The sequence below is a fragment of the Microbulbifer sp. ABH2_005 genome, assembly GCF_056160005.1.
On the sequence record NZ_JBSWWI010000001.1, the window covers coordinates 1,802,427 to 1,822,479 of the forward strand.

Annotated in this window: 19 protein-coding genes; 10 read left to right on the top strand and 9 right to left on the bottom strand. The window is 55.9% G+C overall.

Annotated elements, in window-relative coordinates; all coding sequences use genetic code 11:
• The first annotated feature begins 14 nt into the window (after window positions 1–14).
• From ACXAFI_RS07880 to ACXAFI_RS07890, 3 genes are read left to right on the top strand one after another with little or no spacing between them, the layout of a single operon-like run.
• Complete coding sequence (locus tag ACXAFI_RS07880) at window positions 15–746, top strand: DUF599 domain-containing protein (protein WP_475108352.1); 732 nt, start codon at window positions 15–17, stop codon at window positions 744–746.
• The gene (locus ACXAFI_RS07885; RefSeq protein ID WP_475108353.1) at window positions 733–1,062 is read left to right on the top strand and encodes a nucleotide pyrophosphohydrolase; all 330 of its coding nucleotides are present in this window, start codon (window positions 733–735) and stop codon (window positions 1,060–1,062) included. The genes ACXAFI_RS07880 and ACXAFI_RS07885 overlap by 14 nt, the downstream gene beginning before the upstream one ends.
• Entirely contained in the window at window positions 1,059–1,856 is a 798-nt protein-coding gene (locus tag ACXAFI_RS07890) for a methyltransferase (protein ID WP_152453746.1), read from the top strand. The genes ACXAFI_RS07885 and ACXAFI_RS07890 overlap by 4 nt, the downstream gene beginning before the upstream one ends.
• 21 nt (window positions 1,857–1,877) lie before the next feature.
• On the opposite strand, the gene ACXAFI_RS07895 is transcribed toward ACXAFI_RS07890, so the two are convergent.
• Window positions 1,878–2,405: a J domain-containing protein gene (locus tag ACXAFI_RS07895; protein ID WP_475108354.1), complete on the bottom strand. Its 528-nt coding sequence runs from the start codon at window positions 2,403–2,405 to the stop codon at window positions 1,878–1,880.
• Window positions 2,406–2,579: 174 nt separating this feature from the next.
• On the opposite strand from ACXAFI_RS07895, the gene msrA reads away from it, so the two are divergent.
• Complete coding sequence (msrA, locus tag ACXAFI_RS07900; RefSeq protein WP_152453744.1) at window positions 2,580–3,203, top strand: peptide-methionine (S)-S-oxide reductase MsrA; 624 nt, start codon at window positions 2,580–2,582, stop codon at window positions 3,201–3,203.
• 72 nt (window positions 3,204–3,275) lie between these two features.
• On the opposite strand, the gene ACXAFI_RS07905 is transcribed toward msrA, so the two are convergent.
• From ACXAFI_RS07905 to ACXAFI_RS07915, 3 genes are read right to left on the bottom strand one after another with little or no spacing between them, the layout of a single operon-like run.
• Entirely contained in the window at window positions 3,276–4,115 is an 840-nt protein-coding gene (locus tag ACXAFI_RS07905; RefSeq protein ID WP_475108355.1) for a sulfurtransferase, read from the bottom strand.
• 35 nt (window positions 4,116–4,150) lie between these two features.
• Window positions 4,151–5,791: an alpha/beta fold hydrolase gene (locus ACXAFI_RS07910; protein WP_475108356.1), complete on the bottom strand. Its 1,641-nt coding sequence runs from the start codon at window positions 5,789–5,791 to the stop codon at window positions 4,151–4,153.
• Between the two features lie 52 nt (window positions 5,792–5,843).
• Window positions 5,844–6,461, bottom strand: coding sequence for a trimeric intracellular cation channel family protein (locus tag ACXAFI_RS07915; RefSeq protein ID WP_152453742.1), 618 nt, complete (start codon window positions 6,459–6,461; stop codon window positions 5,844–5,846).
• Window positions 6,462–6,687: 226 nt separating this feature from the next.
• Between ACXAFI_RS07915 and ACXAFI_RS07920 the strand changes: the two genes are divergently transcribed.
• Window positions 6,688–6,870 (top strand): hypothetical protein, encoded by a 183-nt coding sequence (locus tag ACXAFI_RS07920; RefSeq protein ID WP_475108357.1) that lies wholly within the window; start codon window positions 6,688–6,690, stop codon window positions 6,868–6,870.
• A complete protein-coding gene (locus ACXAFI_RS07925; RefSeq protein ID WP_475108358.1) occupies window positions 6,857–7,738 on the top strand; it encodes a DMT family transporter in 882 nt (293 codons plus the stop codon). Before ACXAFI_RS07920 ends, ACXAFI_RS07925 begins: the two co-directional genes overlap by 14 nt.
• Window positions 7,739–7,837: 99 nt before the next feature.
• On the opposite strand, the gene ACXAFI_RS07930 is transcribed toward ACXAFI_RS07925, so the two are convergent.
• Complete coding sequence (locus ACXAFI_RS07930; RefSeq protein ID WP_226648715.1) at window positions 7,838–9,022, bottom strand: acyl-CoA dehydrogenase; 1,185 nt, start codon at window positions 9,020–9,022, stop codon at window positions 7,838–7,840.
• 313 nt (window positions 9,023–9,335) lie between these two features.
• Between ACXAFI_RS07930 and ACXAFI_RS07935 the strand changes: the two genes are divergently transcribed.
• From ACXAFI_RS07935 to ACXAFI_RS07945, 3 genes are read left to right on the top strand one after another with little or no spacing between them, the layout of a single operon-like run.
• Window positions 9,336–10,772: an efflux transporter outer membrane subunit gene (locus tag ACXAFI_RS07935; RefSeq protein ID WP_475108359.1), complete on the top strand. Its 1,437-nt coding sequence runs from the start codon at window positions 9,336–9,338 to the stop codon at window positions 10,770–10,772.
• Window positions 10,772–12,010 carry an efflux RND transporter periplasmic adaptor subunit gene (locus tag ACXAFI_RS07940; protein ID WP_475108360.1) on the top strand — a complete coding sequence of 413 codons (1,239 nt, stop codon included), beginning with the start codon at window positions 10,772–10,774 and terminating at the stop codon, window positions 12,008–12,010. The genes ACXAFI_RS07935 and ACXAFI_RS07940 overlap by 1 nt, the downstream gene beginning before the upstream one ends.
• Window positions 12,003–15,152, top strand: a complete 3,150-nt coding sequence (locus tag ACXAFI_RS07945; protein ID WP_475108361.1) for an efflux RND transporter permease subunit — start codon at window positions 12,003–12,005, stop codon at window positions 15,150–15,152. The genes ACXAFI_RS07940 and ACXAFI_RS07945 overlap by 8 nt, the downstream gene beginning before the upstream one ends.
• Here the strand turns inward: ACXAFI_RS07945 and ACXAFI_RS07950 are convergent.
• The 3 genes from ACXAFI_RS07950 to phhA all read right to left on the bottom strand — a co-directional run bounded on the left by ACXAFI_RS07950 (window position 15,149) and on the right by phhA (window position 17,978).
• Window positions 15,149–16,318, bottom strand: coding sequence for a cation:proton antiporter (locus tag ACXAFI_RS07950; RefSeq protein WP_444922294.1), 1,170 nt, complete (start codon window positions 16,316–16,318; stop codon window positions 15,149–15,151). The genes ACXAFI_RS07945 and ACXAFI_RS07950 overlap by 4 nt on opposite strands.
• A gap of 66 nt (window positions 16,319–16,384) precedes the next feature.
• Window positions 16,385–16,861 (bottom strand): Lrp/AsnC family transcriptional regulator, encoded by a 477-nt coding sequence (locus tag ACXAFI_RS07955; protein ID WP_475108362.1) that lies wholly within the window; start codon window positions 16,859–16,861, stop codon window positions 16,385–16,387.
• 310 nt (window positions 16,862–17,171) lie between these two features.
• The gene (gene phhA, locus ACXAFI_RS07960) at window positions 17,172–17,978 is read right to left on the bottom strand and encodes a phenylalanine 4-monooxygenase (RefSeq protein WP_475108363.1); all 807 of its coding nucleotides are present in this window, start codon (window positions 17,976–17,978) and stop codon (window positions 17,172–17,174) included.
• 195 nt (window positions 17,979–18,173) lie between these two features.
• On the opposite strand from phhA, the gene ACXAFI_RS07965 reads away from it, so the two are divergent.
• Window positions 18,174–19,598, top strand: coding sequence for a TyrR/PhhR family helix-turn-helix DNA-binding protein (locus ACXAFI_RS07965; protein WP_475108364.1), 1,425 nt, complete (start codon window positions 18,174–18,176; stop codon window positions 19,596–19,598).
• Window positions 19,599–19,604: 6 nt separating this feature from the next.
• Here the strand turns inward: ACXAFI_RS07965 and ACXAFI_RS07970 are convergent, their stop codons facing one another.
• Window positions 19,605–19,922 (bottom strand): Mpo1-like protein, encoded by a 318-nt coding sequence (locus ACXAFI_RS07970; RefSeq protein ID WP_226648707.1) that lies wholly within the window; start codon window positions 19,920–19,922, stop codon window positions 19,605–19,607.
• Window positions 19,923–20,053: the final 131 nt, after the last annotated feature.

Below are 20,053 nucleotides of genomic sequence, written 5' to 3' on the forward strand. Positions count from 1 at the left end.
CAGGGAGATAGAGGTTGTCCTGGTTGGATATTGCCAGCGTCACTGGCTTTTTTATCACATGGGTGGGTTACACCGTATTCGCACGTAAGAAAGCCAAAGAGACTTGGTGTCTCACATCTTCATTGCAATGGTATCGAGTGGAGTGGATGCTGCGCATGCTCGACCGGGATATGCGCATGGCGGATACCGCGATCCTCAGCAACCTGGAGCGGGTGATTGGTTTTTTTGCCTCCACCAGTATCCTGATTCTGGCGGGCTTGGTAACGGCGCTAACCGCGAACAAGGCCGCCATTGAAGTGCTCACCAGCTTGCCCTTTGCCGAGCCCACCACGGTTGAGCAGTTTGAGCTTAAGGTGATGCTGCTTATCCTGATTTTTATTTTCGCCTTTTTCAATTTTACTTGGTCCCTGCGCCAGTACTCTTTTGCCAATGTGCTGATCGGCGCTGCGCCTCCGCCAGAAGCGGGAGAGTTGTCCGAGGCCGAGCGCCGCCGTTTTGCCATCAGCACCGCCAAAGTAATCGACCATGCCGGGCACAGTTACAACTACGGTTTGCGCTCCTATTACTTTTCCATGTCGGTACTGGGTTGGTTTATCCACCCTCTGCTGTTTATTGCCGGTTACGTTTTTGTGGTTTGTGTGTTGTACCGGCGCGAGTTTATGTCCCGCGCGCTCAATTCGATTTTGGCGGCGCGGGAGGGTGGCCTGGAGCGCCAGCAGAGGAAGAAGTTCAGTGGAAAATTGTGAAATTGTGGCGGCCTTTGACAAGGTGGCAAAACTGCGGGGTTGGCAGCAGCTGCATACCGCAAAGAACCTGGCGATGGCGCTCTCGGTTGAAGTGGCAGAATTGAATCGGCATTTTCAGTGGCGTGATAACGTTGACATCCACGCGCTGATGCAGAGTGAGAATGCTGAAGAGGTTGCCGCAGAGCTGGCAGATATCCAAATGTACCTGTGTAAGTTGGCGGAGGTACTCGGAGTGGATATGGATGTGGCGCTGCGCAGTAAAATCGCGGAAAACGAGCGCCGGGCTACTGAAGTTGTGGTTGGTGGGGCCCCATGAGCGATACACGTTACAGCGACAGAAACTTTGACGACCTGGCGCATCGATTTCGCGATCGAATTTACGGTGGTCTCAAGGGTGATATTCGCCTGGCGGTATTGAACCGTGATTTGGCGTCGATTGTCAGCCGGGAATCACGCACTCTGAAAATTGTGGATGCCGGTGGTGGCCAGGGGCACTTTGCCATGGACTTGGCTGCTGCAGGGCATCGGGTGTACTTGGCAGATATTTCGGCGCAAATGCTGGAGCATGCTGCGGCAGAGGTGCAGGCGAGACATTTGCAAAAGCGCGTAACCCTTTTGCATAAACCCTTACAGGCGCTGGCGCAGATGAAAATGCTGCAGGGCGCGGACCTGGTAATCTGCCATGCGGTGCTTGAGTGGCTGGAGGAACCACGGCTGGCCTTGCAGCAACTGCACCGTTTGCTGAAACCGGGTGGCTACTTGTCTCTGACGTTTTACAACCGACGCGCGCTGGAGTTTCGCCTGTTGCAGCGCGGCAGCTTTCGTCAGTTGGAGCGCAATATCGATGAGGATTACTGGGGCGGGCACCCCGGCAGCCTGACACCACAAAACCCGCTGCTAATGGAGTGGGTGAGTGATTGGCTGCAAGAGGCGGGCTTTGAAGTGACTTGTCATAGTGGCATCCGCTGTTTTCACGACTTTATGACGCCAGCTATTCGCGACAAACTGCCCGCCGCGGCAATCGTACAAAAGGAACTGGAGTACTCGCAGACCGACCCCTATCGTCAGCTGGCGCGTTATATCCACCTCCTCTGTCGAGTACCAGAATAACGCTCTGAAAAGGGCTGAAGATTAGAGCGTGCGCAGCAGCAATTCCTTGGCGGCATTTACCCGCGACGCTAGGTAGTCGTTACCACCGCGATCCGGGTGCAATTTTTGGATAAGTTTGCGGTGCGCACCGATAATTTCATCCCGCCCGGCCTTGGCGCCGACGCCCAAAATCCGCCGCGCTTCATGTTCACTTAATGGCGGCCCCTGGTCGGTCTGTGTGGTTTTATGTTCCTGCTGAGTTTCCTGCTCTTGCTGTGGATTCGGGTTTTGCCGCTTGCGTGCGTAACGCTCAAATAGGGGGGCCAGCCAGGGCATCAGGCGCGTGAGTTGATTGAGCAGGCGCCCCAATACCGGCAAAATTAGCAATACTGTGGCGCCGACCCAATGTAGCCGTCCACTGATTGCCAACAGCACGACAACCGCCGCCGCCCCCATTAGCGTGATAAAGAAAATCTGTTTGCGTTTATCGCCCTTTGAACTGGCTTTGATTTTTTGCCAGGCATACCAGACGCCGATAACAATCAGTATTAGAAGAATTAAACGTGCCAATGGCGGCTCCTTAGATTCTGAACTTGCCAAGTTTGTGTCCAGGGCTTAAATATCTTTCCGATCCCATGGATTGTCAGGTTACCATGGCTCGCCTCAAGCCCTTCCAAACTCTGGGCGGAATGATGGCTTGTAGCTATCCTGTTTGAAGAAAATTTCAGCACTTGAGATAACAGTATGCAATACGACAAATTCCAGATTCCGGATGCGGATCAGATTTTGCCCGGCCGACCACAGCCGATGGAAATCACCGGCGTCCATTATGTCAACGGCAATCCCATTCAGGAGCCATTCCCCGAGGGCATGGAGGTCGCATTATTTGGCATGGGCTGCTTCTGGGGTGCGGAGCGACTGTTCTGGGAAATTAATGGCGTCTATGCCACTGCAGTGGGTTACACCGATGGCGCCACCGAGAACCCAAATTACGATGAGGTGTGTAGTGGCCGCACGGGACATGCCGAGGTGGTTAAGGTGGTGTTTGACCCGAAGAAGGTCAGCTATGCAGAGTTACTGAAAACTTTTTGGGATATGCATGATCCCACCCAAGGCATGCGCCAGGGCAATGATATCGGCTCCCAGTACCGCTCCTGTATTTTCTGTACTCACGAAGGGCAGAAGAAAGAAGCTGAGGCGAGTAGGGAAGCCATACAAGCGGCCCTCAATGAAAAGCAGCGCGGTGAGGTGACTACCGAAATTAGCATGGCTCAGCCATTTTATTACGCCGAGGAATACCATCAGCAGTATATGGCGAAAAACAAAGAAGCCGTTTGCCCGATACTGCGTAATCCCATGCACGATTAAGGCGCTCGGCTGATCCGTGGGGGCGGAAATCACTGCCCCCTTAATCCCCCTGACTAGATTCTTCCTAGCCTCTTATTTGCTTTGCCGCTGATGTGCGCACCAATCGCTCCAGCTCCCTGGATAGAGCAGGGAATCCCGGCGTCCGGCCAGCTGTTGAGCAAAGTAGTTTACACAGGCCGTCACCCCTGAACCGCAGTAATTCAGAATGGGCCGTCCATCTGAGTGGGAATCCCAAATAGCTTGGAGCGCCGCAGGCGACTTCACTTTGCCCTTCTCGTCGGTCATTTCCCGCCAGGGTTGGTTGATGGCGCTGGGGATATGGCCCGCGATGGGATCTATGGGTTCGTGTTTGCCGGCAAAGCGATCTGCATCTCGGGCGTCAACCAGCTGCCAAGGCGCATCGCCCAGAGAGGTTTTAAGGGTCTCGTAGTGCACCAGCAGATTGTCTTTTGGCCTTGCACTGAAATTGCCTTCCGGTGCGGCTTCCGGTTCAGCGCTCTCTAAGGCCAGACCGGCATCGAGCCATGCACGCAGGCCTCCATTGAGAACCTGGATATTTGTGTGGCCGAAAAAGAAAAACAGGAACCAGGCGCGCGCAGCAAAGCCCAGGCGGTTATCGTCGTAGACAACCACTGGCGTATCGGTATTGATACCCAACTTGCGGGCGAATTGCTGGAACTGAGCGCTGTTGGGCATGGGATGACGTCCGCCAAACTGGTGTGTGGGGGCGGACAGATCCCGGTGCAGGCTGGCGTAGTGGGCTCCGGGAATATGCCCCGCTGCATAGGCTTGGGCTCCGCTTTCCTTGTCGGCGAGATCATAGCGGCAGTCCAGGATGACTACTGTCTCGTCGGCAATCCGTTTTTGGAGATCCTCGACTTCAATGAGCGAAGCGCTGTGCATTCGGTCCATGTTGATTCCTGCTGTCGTCCAATGACGCCAATCGTTTAGGGTTCGCTTTCCGGGGCTGGTACGCCAGTGGAGGGAGCCTCTGTTTCACCACCTTGGCTCTGCTCCTCTTGCTCTTCCTGGATCTGGTCTGCCAGTTCCTGCTTGCGGCAGTCTTTGGTGGGTTCTGTCTGGTCGCTTTCTGGGTTGTCGAGAAAGCGCGCCGCCGCTTTCTCTGCGCAGCTGCTGGCAGAAATAATATCGTGAGCCAATTGAGGGAATAGCAGCCATTGGTGATTGGGCAGCGCTTTGCGCGCTATATCTACATCCTCCGCGGATAAAACCGGATCGAGCCCACCGTGCAACACCATAACCGGCGCGGGAGTGGCAATGGGTTGGGATTCCAGCAGTGGTGCGGCGGGGATCGCCCAGATACGGCATTGCAGTTGCAGTAACTTCAGGTCTGAGCGCACAGCGCCGCCGAGTATGCCGGTGCCCTCGGCGCTCTCGCGGGCTTGGTCGAAATCGACAAAGGGGGCTTCCTCGTAGCAGAAATGGCTGACCCCGGCCGCGTCCCCAAAGTAGGGGTCCAGTACGATTTCCATAAAGTGTCCAATGGCTTTTTGCGCGGGCTTCAGGCCCTCGTCGCCACTGTTTTCCAGCCCCTCAATCAGCTTTGGCAGTTCACTGTAAAAATTCTCGTTGTACAAAGCCTGGAACAGTACCCTCAGCAGGCGTTGGCCCGTGAGGACAAACGGGTAGGGCTGATTCGAATAGCGGTGCTTGATAGAGATCGTGCGCGGTTTCTCATCGAGGGTTTGCACCAGGTTCTCCAGGCGCCGGCGCAGATCCGGGTAGCGGCTGTTACATTTTTCATCCTCAATACAGTGCTTGAGGCCGCGCTCGTAAGCCGCCAGTGAATCCTGAGCAAGTTGTTGGGTATAGGCGATATTCGGGAAGACCGCGCTGTTGAGCACCAGGGCGCGGGTTGAATCGGGGAAATCCCGTGCATAAGTGAGGGCGTAACGGGAAGAGTAGGAAACGCCATAGAGGTCGAGCTTATCGATTTTCAACAGCTTGCGCAGCTCTTCCACATCCCGAGCAATCACCGAGCTGTTGTACTGCGCCATATCCGCGCCCTTGCTCAGACGGCTGTAGCAGCGCTCCATACTGAAAGCGAAAACACGCGCTTCCTCTTCCGGGGAGAGGTTGCGCTGGAAAGCCGTTTGCGCGTCCTCGATAAACTCGCTGCAGGTGAGGCGCGGCCGCGCCATGCCGGTGCCGCGTGGATCGATCACGATTAAATCGCGACCGTCTTCAACAGTCATCGCGGCGTAGTTCAACCACAACCAGTCGCTGGCGTTTTCCGGCTCCAACCCCATGCTGGCGCCGGGGCCACCGGCCCCAAGGTGTAGCAGCGGTGCCTTATTGGGGGCTGGATGATTGGCGCGAAAGCGAATCACCGGGAAGCGAATTTTTCGCCTGGTGGGGTGGGCGTAATCCTCCGGCACTTCCATCATGTAGCACTGGGTAGCGGGCCAACTGTCATCGGTTTTAAACCAGCAGGACCTGGGGTATAGGTGGGTATAGCTCCTGGGCTTTTTCACCGCGGGGGTAGCCCCCTGCTCAGACCGATCACAGGCGCTCACCAGTAAGCTGATGAATATGATGCAGGCGGTCAGTGGGCGGAGATTTCGCACTAAGTGTCTTCCTGTGGGCAGAAAAAGTTCTAGGTTCTGTGGGCTGTGCCGCTCAATGGTTACCGAATCGCGCAATGGGTGCGGAGAGGTTCCACTTCAGAGCTGCCAGGCGGATTGCCAAGGTAACCAGCACGGCTATAGCCACTACCAAGTCCCCCGGCAATTTGCCACTGGCATCGAGGGCAACCAGCACGGCGGCGCCGGTGAGGGCCGCAGTGGCATAGATCTCCCGGCGCAGAAGTAGTGGGATATCCCCGGAGAGTACATCGCGAATTACACCACCGAAAGTACCGGTCATCATTCCCATTACGATGGCAATAGTGGCGGAGTAACCCAGCTCTAACCCCTTCTGTGTGCCGATCACGACAAATACTGCGAGGCCAATGGCGTCCGCTATCATCAGTAGGCGCATGGGCACTTGTAAATAGCGTATCAGGTAAAAACTGACTACACCGGTGGTGACAGCGATCCACAAATAGTAGGTGTCTTGCAGCCAAAACACGGGAATATTGAGGATGATGTCCCGAATGGTTCCCCCTCCCGTGGAGGTGACACAGGCGAGCACTACTGCGCCAAACAAATCCATCTGCTTGTGGCCTGCAGCGAGTACACCACTAAAGGCAAAGACTGCAATACCGATCAAGTCGAACCAATGCAGCAGCTCATCCATATCATTGTTACATCCAGAGATTGGCGGGCAGGGGAGAATAGCACTTCTATTTACGCAAAGGGAGTCGGCTACTTGGCCGCCAGTTAGAAGTGTGAGGCGGTGCAATCGGCAGCCTATTTATGGCTGCTGGCCACAGGAGAGAGAATCCCTTTAGCACTCTGTGAGTTTGGCAGAGCATGGGGAAGCTTTTGTCTGATTAACCTTGGCAGGTTTGTCTGCGAATCTTATGCGCGCCGTTAAAAGTAAAAAAAGGATTTTAAGGGATTTGATGGAAAAATTGGCCTTGCCGACAGGTGTTATTGAATGCTGCCACATCAAAGGGGTAAAACCCTGTGAAATGATTGGGATTGGGACAGAAACAGTGAGTGATAAATATCTGAAACCAAGTACCCACTATGCCAATTTATAGCATCCTAAAAGCGCTGGCTTGTGTATTTATCATCGGCATGGCTTACCCAATTGTTAAATTTGCAATCAATGATATCCCTCCATTGTTGCTGACCGCCCTGAGATTTTCGCTGGTGGGTGTGCCACTTATCATTTTTTTCCCGTTTCCGAAAACCTCTGTGATGAATGTATTTTTGACGGGAATTTTTCTTCAGTTCCTCAACACCGGTTTGGTTTATTTTGCTCTGCGTAGCGATGCACAATCTGGTGTTGCCAGTTTGTTGGCGCAGTCACAGGTACTTTTTACCCTACTTTTTAGCGTTTATTTTTTTGGGGATAAAATAAGCCGGCAGCAGTTGTTAGGCTTGTTGGTTGCCGCTGTGGGTTTCACGATATTTTTTCTACACGCCGATGAGAATGGAGCGACAACCACAATGGGGCTCGTGCTTCTGATTGCTTCGGGAATGGCCTGGGCTATTGGAAATATGTTGCTGAAGAGCATGAAGGGGGTAAACCTGCTGCATCTGATGATTTGGGCATCACTGGTGCCGCCAATCCCGCTATTCGTATTATCTTATTTTATGGAAACGCAAAGACCACTCAAGGTTTTACTTGAAGCTTCGCCATTGGCATGGGGTGCGGTTCTATATCAGTGTTTGTTTATCACTCTGCTTGGATTTATGTGGTGGGGGGAATTGATGCGGCGTTATTCAGCTGCTTTTGTTGCACCCTTTGGGCTATTGGTTCCGGTATTTGGCTTGATGGGCTCCTGGGTACTTTTAGGTGAGTCGATGGATACTATCGAGTGGTGGGCATCCCTGTTGGTTTTCGCCGGCATTGCCTTTTGCGTGATCAATGTGCAGGAGATAAAGGCGCAAGCCAAAGGGTAGTAATTTACAAAAAATTTAGGAGGCTCAGGGAAAGCCGCCGGTTTAATGGGGCAGGGCGCATACCCGCGGGTGTTGCCGCGAGTAGCGCCCAATGAGGCGTTAAACGAACGCCTGCAGGCCGGTCTGTGCACGGCCCAGGATCAGCGCGTGTACGTCGTGGGTGCCCTCGTAGGTATTTACCGCTTCCAGGTTCATCACGTGGCGAATCACGTGGAACTCGTCGGAGATGCCGTTACCACCGTGCATATCGCGGGAAACGCGGGCGATATCCAGGGCCTTGCCGCAGTTGTTGCGCTTCACCAGGGAGATCATGGTGGGGTCGAACTGCTTGTTCTCATCCATGATGCGGCCAACGCGTAGGGAGGCCTGCAGACCCAGGGTAATTTCGGTTTGCATATCGGCCAGCTTCTTCTGGAACAGCTGGGTTTGTGCCAGTGGGCGGTTGAACTGTTTGCGGTCCAGGCCGTACTGGCGCGCTGCGTGCCAGCAGAATTCACCGGCACCCATGGCGCCCCAGGAAATGCCGTAGCGGGCGCGGTTCAAACAGCCGAAGGGGCCGCGCAGTCCGCCGATTTCGGGGAACTTGTTCTCTTCGGGAACGAAGACATTGTCCATCACAATCTCGCCGGTGATGGAGGCACGCAGGGAGAACTTGCCCTCGATTTTCGGTGCGGTCAGGCCTTCCATACCTTTCTCGAGTACGAAGCCGCGAATGATGTCATCATCGTCTTTGGCCCAAACCACGAAGACATCGGCGATGGGACTGTTGGTAATCCACATTTTGGCGCCGCTGATGCGGTAGCCGCCGTCCACTTTTTTGGCGCGGGTTTTCATACCGCCGGGATCGGAGCCAGCATCCGGCTCGGTCAGGCCGAAACAACCAACCCATTCACCGCTGGCCAGCTTGGGCAGGTATTTCTGCTTCTGCTCTTCGCTGCCGTAGGCGTAGATGGGGTGCATCACCAGGCTGGATTGCACGCTCATGGCGGAGCGGTAGCCGGAGTCTACGCGCTCGACTTCACGCGCCACCAGACCGTAGGAAACGTAGTTGAGACCGGCACAGCCATAACCTTCGATGGTGGAACCCAGCAGGCCCAGCTCACCCATTTCGCTCATGATTTCACGGTCGAAGATCTCGTGGCGGTTGGCCTCCAAGACCCTCGGCATCAGCTTGTTCTGGCAGTATTCGCGCGCGGCATCGCGCACCATGCGCTCTTCGTCGGTCAACTGCTGATCCAGCAGCAGGATATCGTCCCAGTGGGCGAGTGGCTGATGTTTACTCATGGCTAGTCTCTTCTACTTCTTCCGTTATTAATCGGCACCAAAGTTTGTCGCCAGTCCGGCAAAAAGCTGACGGATTCTGACTGGAGCATTGGCAATTGCCCCCGACAAATCCCGGTGACCATTCAGTTTATTGTGGCGCATCATACCTAAGTAGCCGCGCCGGGGCACTCCTATCGACAGCAAAATTTAGGCTATTAGGAGTGTGTCTGTGTAAACAAGGGTAAAACGCCTTGCGAGCTATTTTTGTCGGAAGATAATGGGCGCAATAATTCTCTGTTTTTCCTGTTTTTAAATACTTTTCCGGTGATTTTCCTTGGGCTTTTACCGTGTTTTGGCAATTTGTGTTCCACTGCTGGCCAGCTGTTCCTCTCAGCCGATCGAGACTGCCGAGCCGCAGGATATTTTGTCCCTGCCGCAGGCATTTAGTGCCTCGGGCGCAGTGGCAGCCGATGTCCGTTGGTGGCGCGGGTTTGAAGACCCCCAACTCGACCAGCTGGTTGAGCTAGCCCTGCAGGACAATCCGGATCTGCAGGCCAGTTACTGGCGTTTACGCCAGGCCTCAGCAGTAGCCCGCGGGGCGCGCTCGGGCCTGTGGCCTAGTTTGACGGCCCAGATTGAAAATACCGAGCAGCGATACTCTTCCGGGGAATTCACCGACCCTTCCAATGAGGGCAATAGCTGGAGCACTCGGATTGCCGCCAGTTATGAACTGGATCTCTGGGGGCGCGTGCGTGCCGGAGCCAGTGCGGCCGAGGCGGGACTTCAGGCCCAGCAACAGAATCTTCAAACTGCCTCTCTGAGCCTCGCCGCGGAGGTATCCTCAACCTGGTTGCAGTTGCGTGAACAGTGGGGCCAGCGCGACTTGCTGCAGGAGCAGCTGGAAACCAATCGCAAATCTCTGCAGGTACTGGAGTCGCGCTTTGCTCGCGGTGTCAGCGTTGCTGCCGATGTGCTGCAGCAACGCCAGCTGGTACAGCGCTCTGAACAGGAGTTGGAGCAAGCCGGTGCAGACATTGAGATACTCGAGGTGCAACTGGCCACCTTGCTGGGTATCAATCCAGGCCAGCTGGATGGATACATTCACAAAGTTGCGAGTCTACCCATTCTGCCAGCCCTGCCTGATACCGGCATTCCCTCACAACTGTTGCTGCGGCGCCCAGATGTGCGGGAAGCCCAGCGCAAGCTGGTGCAGGACTACCACTTGGCCGATCAAGCTTGGGCGGATCGCTTGCCGGTACTGAGTCTCTCCGCAGTAGCGAGTAACGGTACCAGTTTGATCAGCGATGTTACCGAGAATTGGCTGCTCGCTATCGCCGCTTCCCTTGAAGGGGTGATCTTCGATGGCGGTGCGCTCAGTTCGGCACGGCAACAGCAGGATGCAGCCTTGCAGGAGCGCTGGGCGCTGTATCGCGAAACGGTGAATCAGGCGCTGTCAGAAGTTGAGCAGGCCCTGATCCGTGAGCGCGCCTTAAGCCTGGAGCTTCAACACCTGCGTGAGCGGGAGCGTTTGTCCGACTTGATTGTCCAGCGGCGCAACCGGGCCTACACCCGCGGCGCCGTCGATTTTCTCAACCTGCTGACGGCTACCACCGAACAGCAGAGCCTGGCTCGCGAGGTGTTGTCCGCCGAACGCCAGCTGCTGCAGAACCGAATTACTTTATATCGCGCGCTTTCTGGGGGGCTGCCCCAGGAAGATCTGCCTGCACCGGAGCCCGCAGACCTGGAGCTGTACCTGGAGGGAAATAGTTGATGTTGAAGAAGTTCAATCCGCGCTTGCTCATACCAGTAGCCCTGTTGGCTTTGGCCGTTGTGATTGCCGCCTGGATGATGCGGGAGAAACCCACAGTTTCCCGTGGAGAGCGCAAGGTGCCACCGCCAGCCGTGGATGTGGCCGTGGCGGAACAGGGAAACTTCCCCGTTACCCTGAGTGCTCTGGGGAAAGTGACCGCGCGTGAATTGGCGGAGGTAGAGCCCTTGGTTGATGGGCAGGTGGAGTGGCTCGACTACGACCTGGGGCCCGGCGCAGTTTTGCCCAAAGGCAAGGTGTTGTTACGCATTGATGCCGAACCCTACCAATTGGCTCTGAAGTCTGCCCAGAGCACCCTGGCTGGGCGCCGTGCGGAATTGCAGCAGGAGTTGGGCCAACAGCAGGTGGCCCGGGAAGAGTACGAGCTGCTCGGTACTGCCCTGGGCGATGCCGACCGCGCACTGGTGTTACGTGAACCCCAGAAGGCAGCGGCCGAGGCCGCGGTGCAGGCGGCAGAAGCCGAGGTGGCTTTGGCACAGCGCAATCTGCGTCTCACAGAAGTGCGGGCCCCCTTTGATGCTCTCGTAGTGGCGCGCAATGTGGATGTGGGGGATCGCGTATCCCCCGGCGTCAATCTCTACAGTTTGGCCAGCGCCAGCCGCTTCCAGATAGCCGTTGAGGTTCCCGCTAGCCAGTTACACCGGTTAAACAGCGCTGACGTGGAAGTGCGCATATACGGCAGCCAGTGGCCCGCCGGTAGTTATCGCCAGGGAGAGTTTGTGCGGGTGATACCGGTATTGGAGGAGCAGGGGCGCCTGGCTCGGGTGCTGGTCGAGCTGGAGGATCCTCTCTCCGTGGTGGACCCTTCTCAGCCGCAGCTTTTACTCAATGATCTGGCGCGGGTGGAAATCGTCTCCCAGGGTAAAGAGGCGCTGGTGCGGATTCCGCTCACCGCCTTGCAGGATGACAATCAGGTTTGGGTAGTGCGTGACAACCGCACCAGTATCCAGCCTGTTGAAGTCGCTTATACGAGCGGCGACTTCGCCGTGCTCGACAGGGGTCTTAGCGGTGGGGAAACCTTGGTCACGACCCGCCTGATCACCGTCACCGAAGGCATGCCGGTAAGGATTGCCGGAGGGCCCCGCCCGGGTAAAAGCCTGCCCGCCGATGCCGCTGCCTCAGCAAATGAGGGCGCAATGCCTGGACTCCGACCCCAGCAAGCTGGGGGTGCCAATGACTGAGCGCAAAAGAGCTGATGCGGACATAGATACCCGCAGAGGTGCCATCGCCTGGATGGCGCGCAACCATGTAACCGCCAACCTGTTGATGCTGGTCCTGATTGTGGGCGGACTTATTTTTTCCCTGGTGGTGAAGAAAGAAGTCTTTCCGGAATTTAGCTTGGATATGGTGACCGTTTCCATCTCCTATCCCGGCGCCAGTCCGGAAGAGGTGGAGCGCGGCGTGCTGGTGGCTGCCGAGCAGGCGGTTCAGGGCATTGTGGGTATCAAGGAAATGCGTGGTGCGGCCAATGAGGGCAGCGCTTCCCTGATTCTGGAGTTGGAGGGCGATGCGGATGCCAATCTGGTCTTTCAAAACATTCAGCAAGCCATCGATTCGGTGACCACCTTCCCCGGTGATATCGAACGTCCGCAGGTAAGTCTGGCCGAGCGCAAGCGCGATGTACTGGATCTTGTCCTGCACGGTAATCTGGACGATCGCAGTTTGCGCGCCCTGGCCATGCAGGTTTACGACAAGCTGGAGGCGCACAGCGGTATCACCCAACTGGAGGCCCAGGGGGTTCGCGATCTGGAAGTGGCCGTTGAGATACGCCGCGATGATTTGCGACGCTATGGTCTCACCCTGTCGGAAGTGGCCCAGGTGGTAAAAAATGCGGCGGTGGATATTCCCTCCGGCAGTGTTAAATCCAATGCCGGCGAAATCCTGGTGCGGGTTACCGAGCGGCGTGATTGGGCGCGCGAGTTTGGCAATGTGGTGGTAACCCGCGGCAGTGGTGGTGGCCCGGTCTATCTGCGTGATATCGCCAATATCAGCGATGCCCTCGAAGACGAGGCGCGTAATATGGTGTTTAACGGGGAGCCCGCCGTCAGCATCAAAATTTACCGCGTGGGCGAGCAGACACCCATGAGTGTCAGTGAGGCGGCGCGGGAAGTGATCGATGAGGTCAGAACCAGCCTGCCACCGGGGGTGACCCTCACAATTCGAGATGACGACTCGGAAATATTTAAAGAGCGTCTCTCTTTGCTGTTGAAAAACGGATTTATCGGCCTGCTGCTGGTGTTTGTGGTGCTTGGCGCTTTCCTGGAATTGCGCCTGGCATTTTGGGTGACGCTGGGAATCCCCACCAGTTTTCTCGGTTCGCTGCTGTTCCTGCCCGGGTTGGATATCTCTATCAGCATGGTGAGTATGTTCGCCTTTATCATCGCCCTGGGCATAGTGGTGGATGATGCGATTATCGCTGGGGAAAATATTCACGAGTGGCGCCAGAAGGGTTATAGCAATTTAGAGGCCGCTATTGCCGGTGCGCGCCAGGTGGCGGTGCCGCTCACCTTTGCCATCCTCACCAATATCGTCGCCTTTATTCCCCTGATGGAATTGCCCGGTTTTATGGGCAAGATCTTCGGTGTTATTCCTTTTGTAGTGGGTTCGGTATTTATTATTTCCTGGGTCGAGGCACTGTTTATTTTGCCGGCGCACCTGGCCCATTCCCGCCGGGGTTACAAAAGCCGACGGGCCCGCCGATTTGCCGCCCGGCAAAAATTGCTGGCACGCGGCCTGGACCGCTTCGTACAACGACGCTTCCGGCCCTTTTTGGATTTCTGTGTGGCGCACCGCTACAGCACGATTGCCGTCGCCATTGCTATTTTGCTGGTGATGGGGGGCTATGCGGCCAGCGGGCGCATGGGCTTTACCCTGATGCCGCGAGTGGAGCGGGATTCAGGCCGTTTTGCGGTGACTTTCCCCACCGGTACCCCTCAACAGCAGTTGGAGAAAGCCAGGGCGCAGATTATTGATGCGGCCGATAGAGTGCTCGAACAATACGACCGCGATCGGGTTTTCCTCGGCAGTCGCGGGATGATTGGGGACGATGCGATTCAGGTGGACGCCTATTTTGTTGCGGCGGATCAGCGCAGCTTCTCCACCGGAGAGTTTGTGCGTGAGTGGCGAAAAGAGGTGGGACCTATAGCCGGTTCTCTCAGTGCCATTACGGCGTCTGATCGCGGCGGACCCGGCGCCGGTTCCTCCTTGACGGTGGAGCTGCGTCATACCGATACGGACACACTGGAACAGGCCGCGTTGCGCCTGGCCAGTGAGCTGGAGAAATTCCCCAATGTGAGCGATATCGACGCGGGTATTTCGCTCGGCAAAGCCCAGCTCGATTTAACCCTCACAGAAACCGCCAAAAGCCTGGATGTTTCCGCCGAGGACATCGGTCGTCAACTGCGGGCTTCTCTCTACGGTGCCGAAGCGCTGCGCCAGCAGCGCGGGCGTGACCAGGTGAAGGTGATGGTGCGCCTGCCGGAGAGTGAGCGAGTCACGATGGACGATGTACACAATATGATGATTCGCGCCGGCAACGGCCAGTGGCTGCCGCTCCTCGACCTTGTCGAGATCGACCAGGGGCGCGCCTATGCCAAGATCAATCGCCGCGAGGGTCGCCGAGTGACCACGGTTACCGCCAATGTGGAACCCAGCGATCAGGCCGCCCTGGTGATCAACGAGCTCAATCTCAGTGTGATGCCGCAATTAAAAGCCGAGTTCCCCGGTCTCGGGGTTTCCTATGAAGGGCGTCAGGCGGATGAAAGGGAGGGGCTCGCCTCACTGGGCATGACTTTTATGTTGGCTATGGCGGTGCTCTATCTGCTGCTGGCGATTCCGCTGAAGAGTTATATACAGCCGCTGATCGTGATGATTGCCATTCCCTTCGGCGTGATCGGTGCATTGCTCGGCCACCTGGGTATGGGTTACGGCCTCAGCATGGTCAGCCTGCTGGGCATGGTGGCCCTCGCTGGGGTAGTTATTAACGATACTCTGGTGATGATCGAATATAGCAACCGCTTGCGTAACGAGGGTATCGACCTGGAGACGGCGATCAAGCGCGCGGCGGCGCGCCGCTTTCGCCCGATTGTGCTGACCACGGTCACCACTTTCTGTGGCCTGATGCCGATGATTTTTGAAACCTCGGTGCAGGCGCGCTTTATGATCCCGATGGCGATTTCCCTCGGTTACGGCATCCTCGCTGCCACGGCTATCTCGCTGTTGTTGGTGCCTTGCCTGTACCTGATGCTTGGCAAAGATATTCCCCAACTACTGGAGCGCTCGAAAGCCGCGGTGAAATCCCTCGTCAGGCCTGCGCAGGTTTAATCCCTGCGCAATTCGTCCTTGGTGGCGATGGGGTTGGGAAAATTCATCACCACGATATACGAGGACACCAGGAAGGTCAGAATGGCGGTGGCCTGTATCAGGTGCGAGGCTTCGCTGCCGATGAGATTCTGGCTGAAGGCGAGTAGGGCGATCAGCAGGGAGAATTCACTAATTTGCCCCAGGCGAAAGCCGATATCCCAGGCCAATATCTTGAGTTCGCTGTGGCTACCAAGCAGGTAGCGAAATACCACCGGCTTGGCCAGCAATACTACGGCAGCGGTTACCAGTGCCGGGACCAGGATTTCCGGCAGCATCGACAGTTTGAACTGGGCGCCCAGGCTGAAGAAAAACAGAATCAAAAAGAAATCCCGCAGGGGTTTCAGATTGAGGGCTATGTACTGGGAAATTCGGCTGGCGGCGAGCGTGATACCCGCGATAAAGGCGCCGATCTCCCGCGACAGTCCCAGCGTCTCGGCCAATTCCGCCATGCCCATACACCAGCCCAGCGCCATCAAAAACACATATTCGTGGAAGCGATCGAATCGGCTGAACAGCGGCAGCAGCAGGTATTTCACTACTACCCAGGCAAACGCCACTAATAAGGGCAGGGCTCCGAAAGACAGAGCCACTTGCCCCAGGTGCATGTCGCCACTGCTGTCACTGAGCAAAATCATCAGGCAGACGATGGCGACAAAATCCTGAAACAGCAACAGGCCCACCATCAACTCCCCCAGCTTTTTGTGGTGTAGCACCGTGGTGGGTAACAGCTTGATGCCGATAATGGTACTGGAGAACATCAGGGCCATGCCGATCACCCAGCTTTCCATGGTGGTAAAGCCAAACAGTTGGCCAATGGAAAATCCGATACCCAGGAATATGGCGCAACTGATAATGCCGACAAAAGTGGCCTTGCGCAGAACCGAGACCAGCGCCTGGGGCTGCATATCGAGCCCCAACAGGAACAGCAGGAAGATGATACCCACGTTGGACATATCGGAGAGCAGGCGCAGGTTGTCGATGACCGCAAATCCGGATGGTCCCAGCAGTACACCTAGTGCGATATAGGCAACCAGTAGGGGTTGGCGGCCGAAGAGCGCCAGAGTGGCGACTATCGCGGCGCCACTAAAAATAAGGAAGAAAGATTGGAAGAGAGAGCTGTCCGCCACAGGTCATCCTTGAAAGTGAGCGAGATCTCATCATTATCCACAGATGGACGGACAGCTAAACCTTTATCACTCTGGGTTCTCTGAGGGGATGGGCAGTTCAGTGGTGCTTTTGATCTGCTCCAGGGCGAAATTCGAAATAATATCGCTAATGCCTACGTGCCTGATCAATTCCTTGTAAAAGCGGTCGTAGGCAGAAATATCGCTCACCACCACCCGTAGCAAGTAGTCGTAGTCCCCGGCCATGCGGTAGCAGTCCACCACTTCCGGCAGCTGTTCCACATGTTTGGAGAAGGCTTCAGCCCACTCCGGGGTGTGCTGATCCGTTTTTACCTGGGCGAAAACCGAAACCGGCAGCCCCAGAATTTCCGCATTGAGCAGGGCGACTTTGCGGCGGATGATGCCGCTTTTTTCCAGCTTCTGCACCCGGCGCCAGCAGGGGGTTTTAGTGAGTCCCACACGCTCCGCCAGCTCCTCAATAGAAAGGCTGACGTCCGATTGCAGAATAGCGAGCAGGTGTCTATCAATCGCGTCAAGTGAGGACATAGTGCTACAGCGCTCCCCGTAACCTAGGGCCTTGTTTCCCTGCGTTGAAATTCATGCCCTCACTGGCTTTGCCCTGGCGGTGGTTGGATGTTCTGGGTGGCCGGAAGGTTGGCAGGTAGTTTGCCTCTTCCTTTTCCACCTGACGTAACGATAGGCTCAGGGGAATTGCGCCGGTAGTGGAATTTTCCCCAAGTGCAACGTCGATGAGAGCAGTTTGTGCAAATGGGTGGGGCGGGCGGGTGCTCGGCTGGGATTTAAAAGTGGGCAGGAGAGAGGGCCGGGTGCTGAGGCAGCACCCGGCAGTTACGGTTTAGGCGGCGTTCTTCGGTGGGAAGCGGGGCTCGAAAAGGCCCAGTTCGATTGCCTCACGTACCTTGGCCATCAGGTCTATTTCGGTGAGTTCCTGCAGCTGCTGCAAGTCGCTCAACACATAGTAAACAGGCTGCACGATATCAATTCGATAGGGCGTACGCAGCGCGTCGATGGCACTGAAGTCGTAGCGCTCAGGTTCATGACTGAGTGCGTAGAGGGTTTCCTTCGGGGAGGAAAGAATACCGCCGCCATAAATACGCAGGCCGTCCCCGGTATTGAGCAGGCCAAACTCCACGGTGAACCAATAGAGTCTCGCCAAATAAGCGCGCTCTTTAGGGGAGGCTTTTAGGCCCAATTGGCCGTATTTCTCGGTAAAATTGGCGAAGGCCGGGTTGGTCAGCATGGCGCAGTGACCAAAAATTTCGTGGAAGATATCCGGCTCCTGCAGGTAATCGAACTCCTCTGGGGTGCGAATAAAGGTGGCAACCGGGAATTTGCGATCGGCGAGCAGGCCAAAAAAGGTTTCAAAGCCGATTAACGCCGGTACTCGCGCCACTTCCCAGCCGGTTTCCCGGCGCAGTACCGAGGAGATTTCCTCAAGCTGTGGGATGCGATCGCGGGGCAGGTCTAGCAGCTCGAGGCCGTGCATATACTCATCACAGGCACGGCCGGGCAACACATCCAGCTGGCGCTCAATTAGGCGCTGCCAGGTTTGGTGTTCCAGCTCTGTGTACTCAATAAAGCCCTCAGCATTGGGCTCACGGGCGACGTACTGGGTGCTCTTCTTGGCTGCTTCTTTTTTCATGGTTTTGTCTCCTGCGACCCGCCAACCCCCCGGTATATCGGAGGCTTTCGGCCCTGCCGCTGAATCCTTGTTGTTATGTGTCTCCCTTATTTTTAGCCAGAGGCCCGCCATTAGGGGAGTCTTAACAGGGAAGTATTGCGTCCTTCGCTACAAACCTCTTACACTTTTTGTAAAGAAAACTTTACAGGTGTGCCGGTGAGAGTCGAGATAACCTGCGCTAATCGTGTCGGTATTCTGCATGAAATTATGCAGATATTCGGCGAATATCGGATTAACGTTACCTCCGGGGAGCTGGGGGGTGACAGCGGGGACAAAGTCTACCTGTTGGCGCCGGGTATGCTCACCGCCCAGTACCAGGCTATTCAGAAGTCACTCTATCGTGTTCCCGGTGTCCAAAGGGTCAGGCGTATCTCCCTGTTACCTTTGGAGCGGAGATATTTTGAATTGGACACCCTGTTGCAGCATGTTACCGACCCGGTGCTCAGTGTGGACCGCGCGGGCCGGGTTATTGCCGCCAATGTCGCCGCCGCGCGCGCCTTTGGGGTCAGTCTGGACCGGGTACCGGGATTGCAGTTACAGCGTTTCCTGCCCCTGATGCAAGTGGCCGAGTTACTGAGAGATTTTGCGGTGCCGCGTTTTGGGCTTCCAGTTGTGGTGCGAGGGCAAAATTTTCGTGTGGACTGGTCACCCATCGCCCTGGATAACACCGGCGATGTGGACTCTTTGGCCGGTGCCGTGCTGCGAATGCAGCCATCAGAGAAAAGTGGGTTTGCTGCGGGTCTCCCGCGCCCGGTGGCTCTATGGGATTTTGATTTGCGCCGCGAAAGTTGCCTGCAACTGCAGGATCTTTCTGAGTTGGATTCTCCATTGCTTGTTTATGGCGAGGCGGGAACGGGCAAAACGACCTTTGCCTGTGCGGTACATTATTTATCTCCCGCAGCCGCTCGTGCGGACTGCCACCGCTTTGTGCCTCAAGACGGCAGAATGGAAGTCCCCAGGCATTTGCGTTCAACCGGAACCCTGATTCTTGAAGATCTGCACCAGTTGGACGATGAAGCCCAGCTGACTCTCGCCCGCCGCTTGCGCAGTCTGCCCCCTTCAATTCGCTTGGTAGCCACCTGCATCGAGCCCCAATCATTGGTGCCGGCCCTAGCCCAGCGCTTTAGTGCGCTCTCCTTGATGTTACCGCCCCTGCGCAATATGCGCCCGGCGCTGCCACGTTTTGCTGAAACACTCTTGCGACAGGAGTTTCACGGTAAGGAGGTTCCCACTTTGGAAGCGGGGGTGCTCGACCTGATTCGAAGGCACGACTGGCCGCATAACTTTAACGGTTTGCGAGACTACCTGACCGCTGCTGCGGGCGGTTGCAAACGCCGAGGAGTCTGCACTATCGCGATTGAGGATCTTCCGGATTTAACCGTGCGGACGAGTTTACCCTGGCGAGAATGGGGCAGGGGGCTGAGCTACAAGGAAATGATGGAGCAGCTGGAGCGATCATTGCTCAGTGAATTGCTGGTGGGAAGATCCTCCACCAGGGAGCTGGCCAAGGCGCTGGGTATTTCCCATACTGCAGTGGCCAACAAGCTGCGAAAATACGGCTTGTCGGCGCATAAAAAATAGACTGACTCAGCGCTCGATACGGCCCAGTAGCATATCCTTAAACATCACAAAGTCCCCGATAAAGCTATAAAAGGGGTACTTAAAAGTGGCCGGACGATTGTTCTCAAAAAAGAAATGCCCGATCCAGGCAAAACCATAACCAGCGAGAGGCGTAGCGGCAAACCATAACATATTGCCTGTGCTGATCGCGGCGATCACAGTGGCAAACACCAGGCTGGTACCAATAAAGTGCAGTCGTCGACAGGTGAGGTTGCTGTGTTCTTGCAGATAGAAAGGATAAAAGTCACGGAATGATTCAAATTTTTGGGCTTCTATAGCGGCCATGCTATGCCTCCTTATTTTTATTGCTACCGCAGTTTAAGGCCAATTCGCTGGTCTTCCAAGCTGGGCGTCTCCAGGCAATATCTGTTAGTCTGCCGCAAAAATTTATCGGGGATGCACCCCGTATTAGCGAA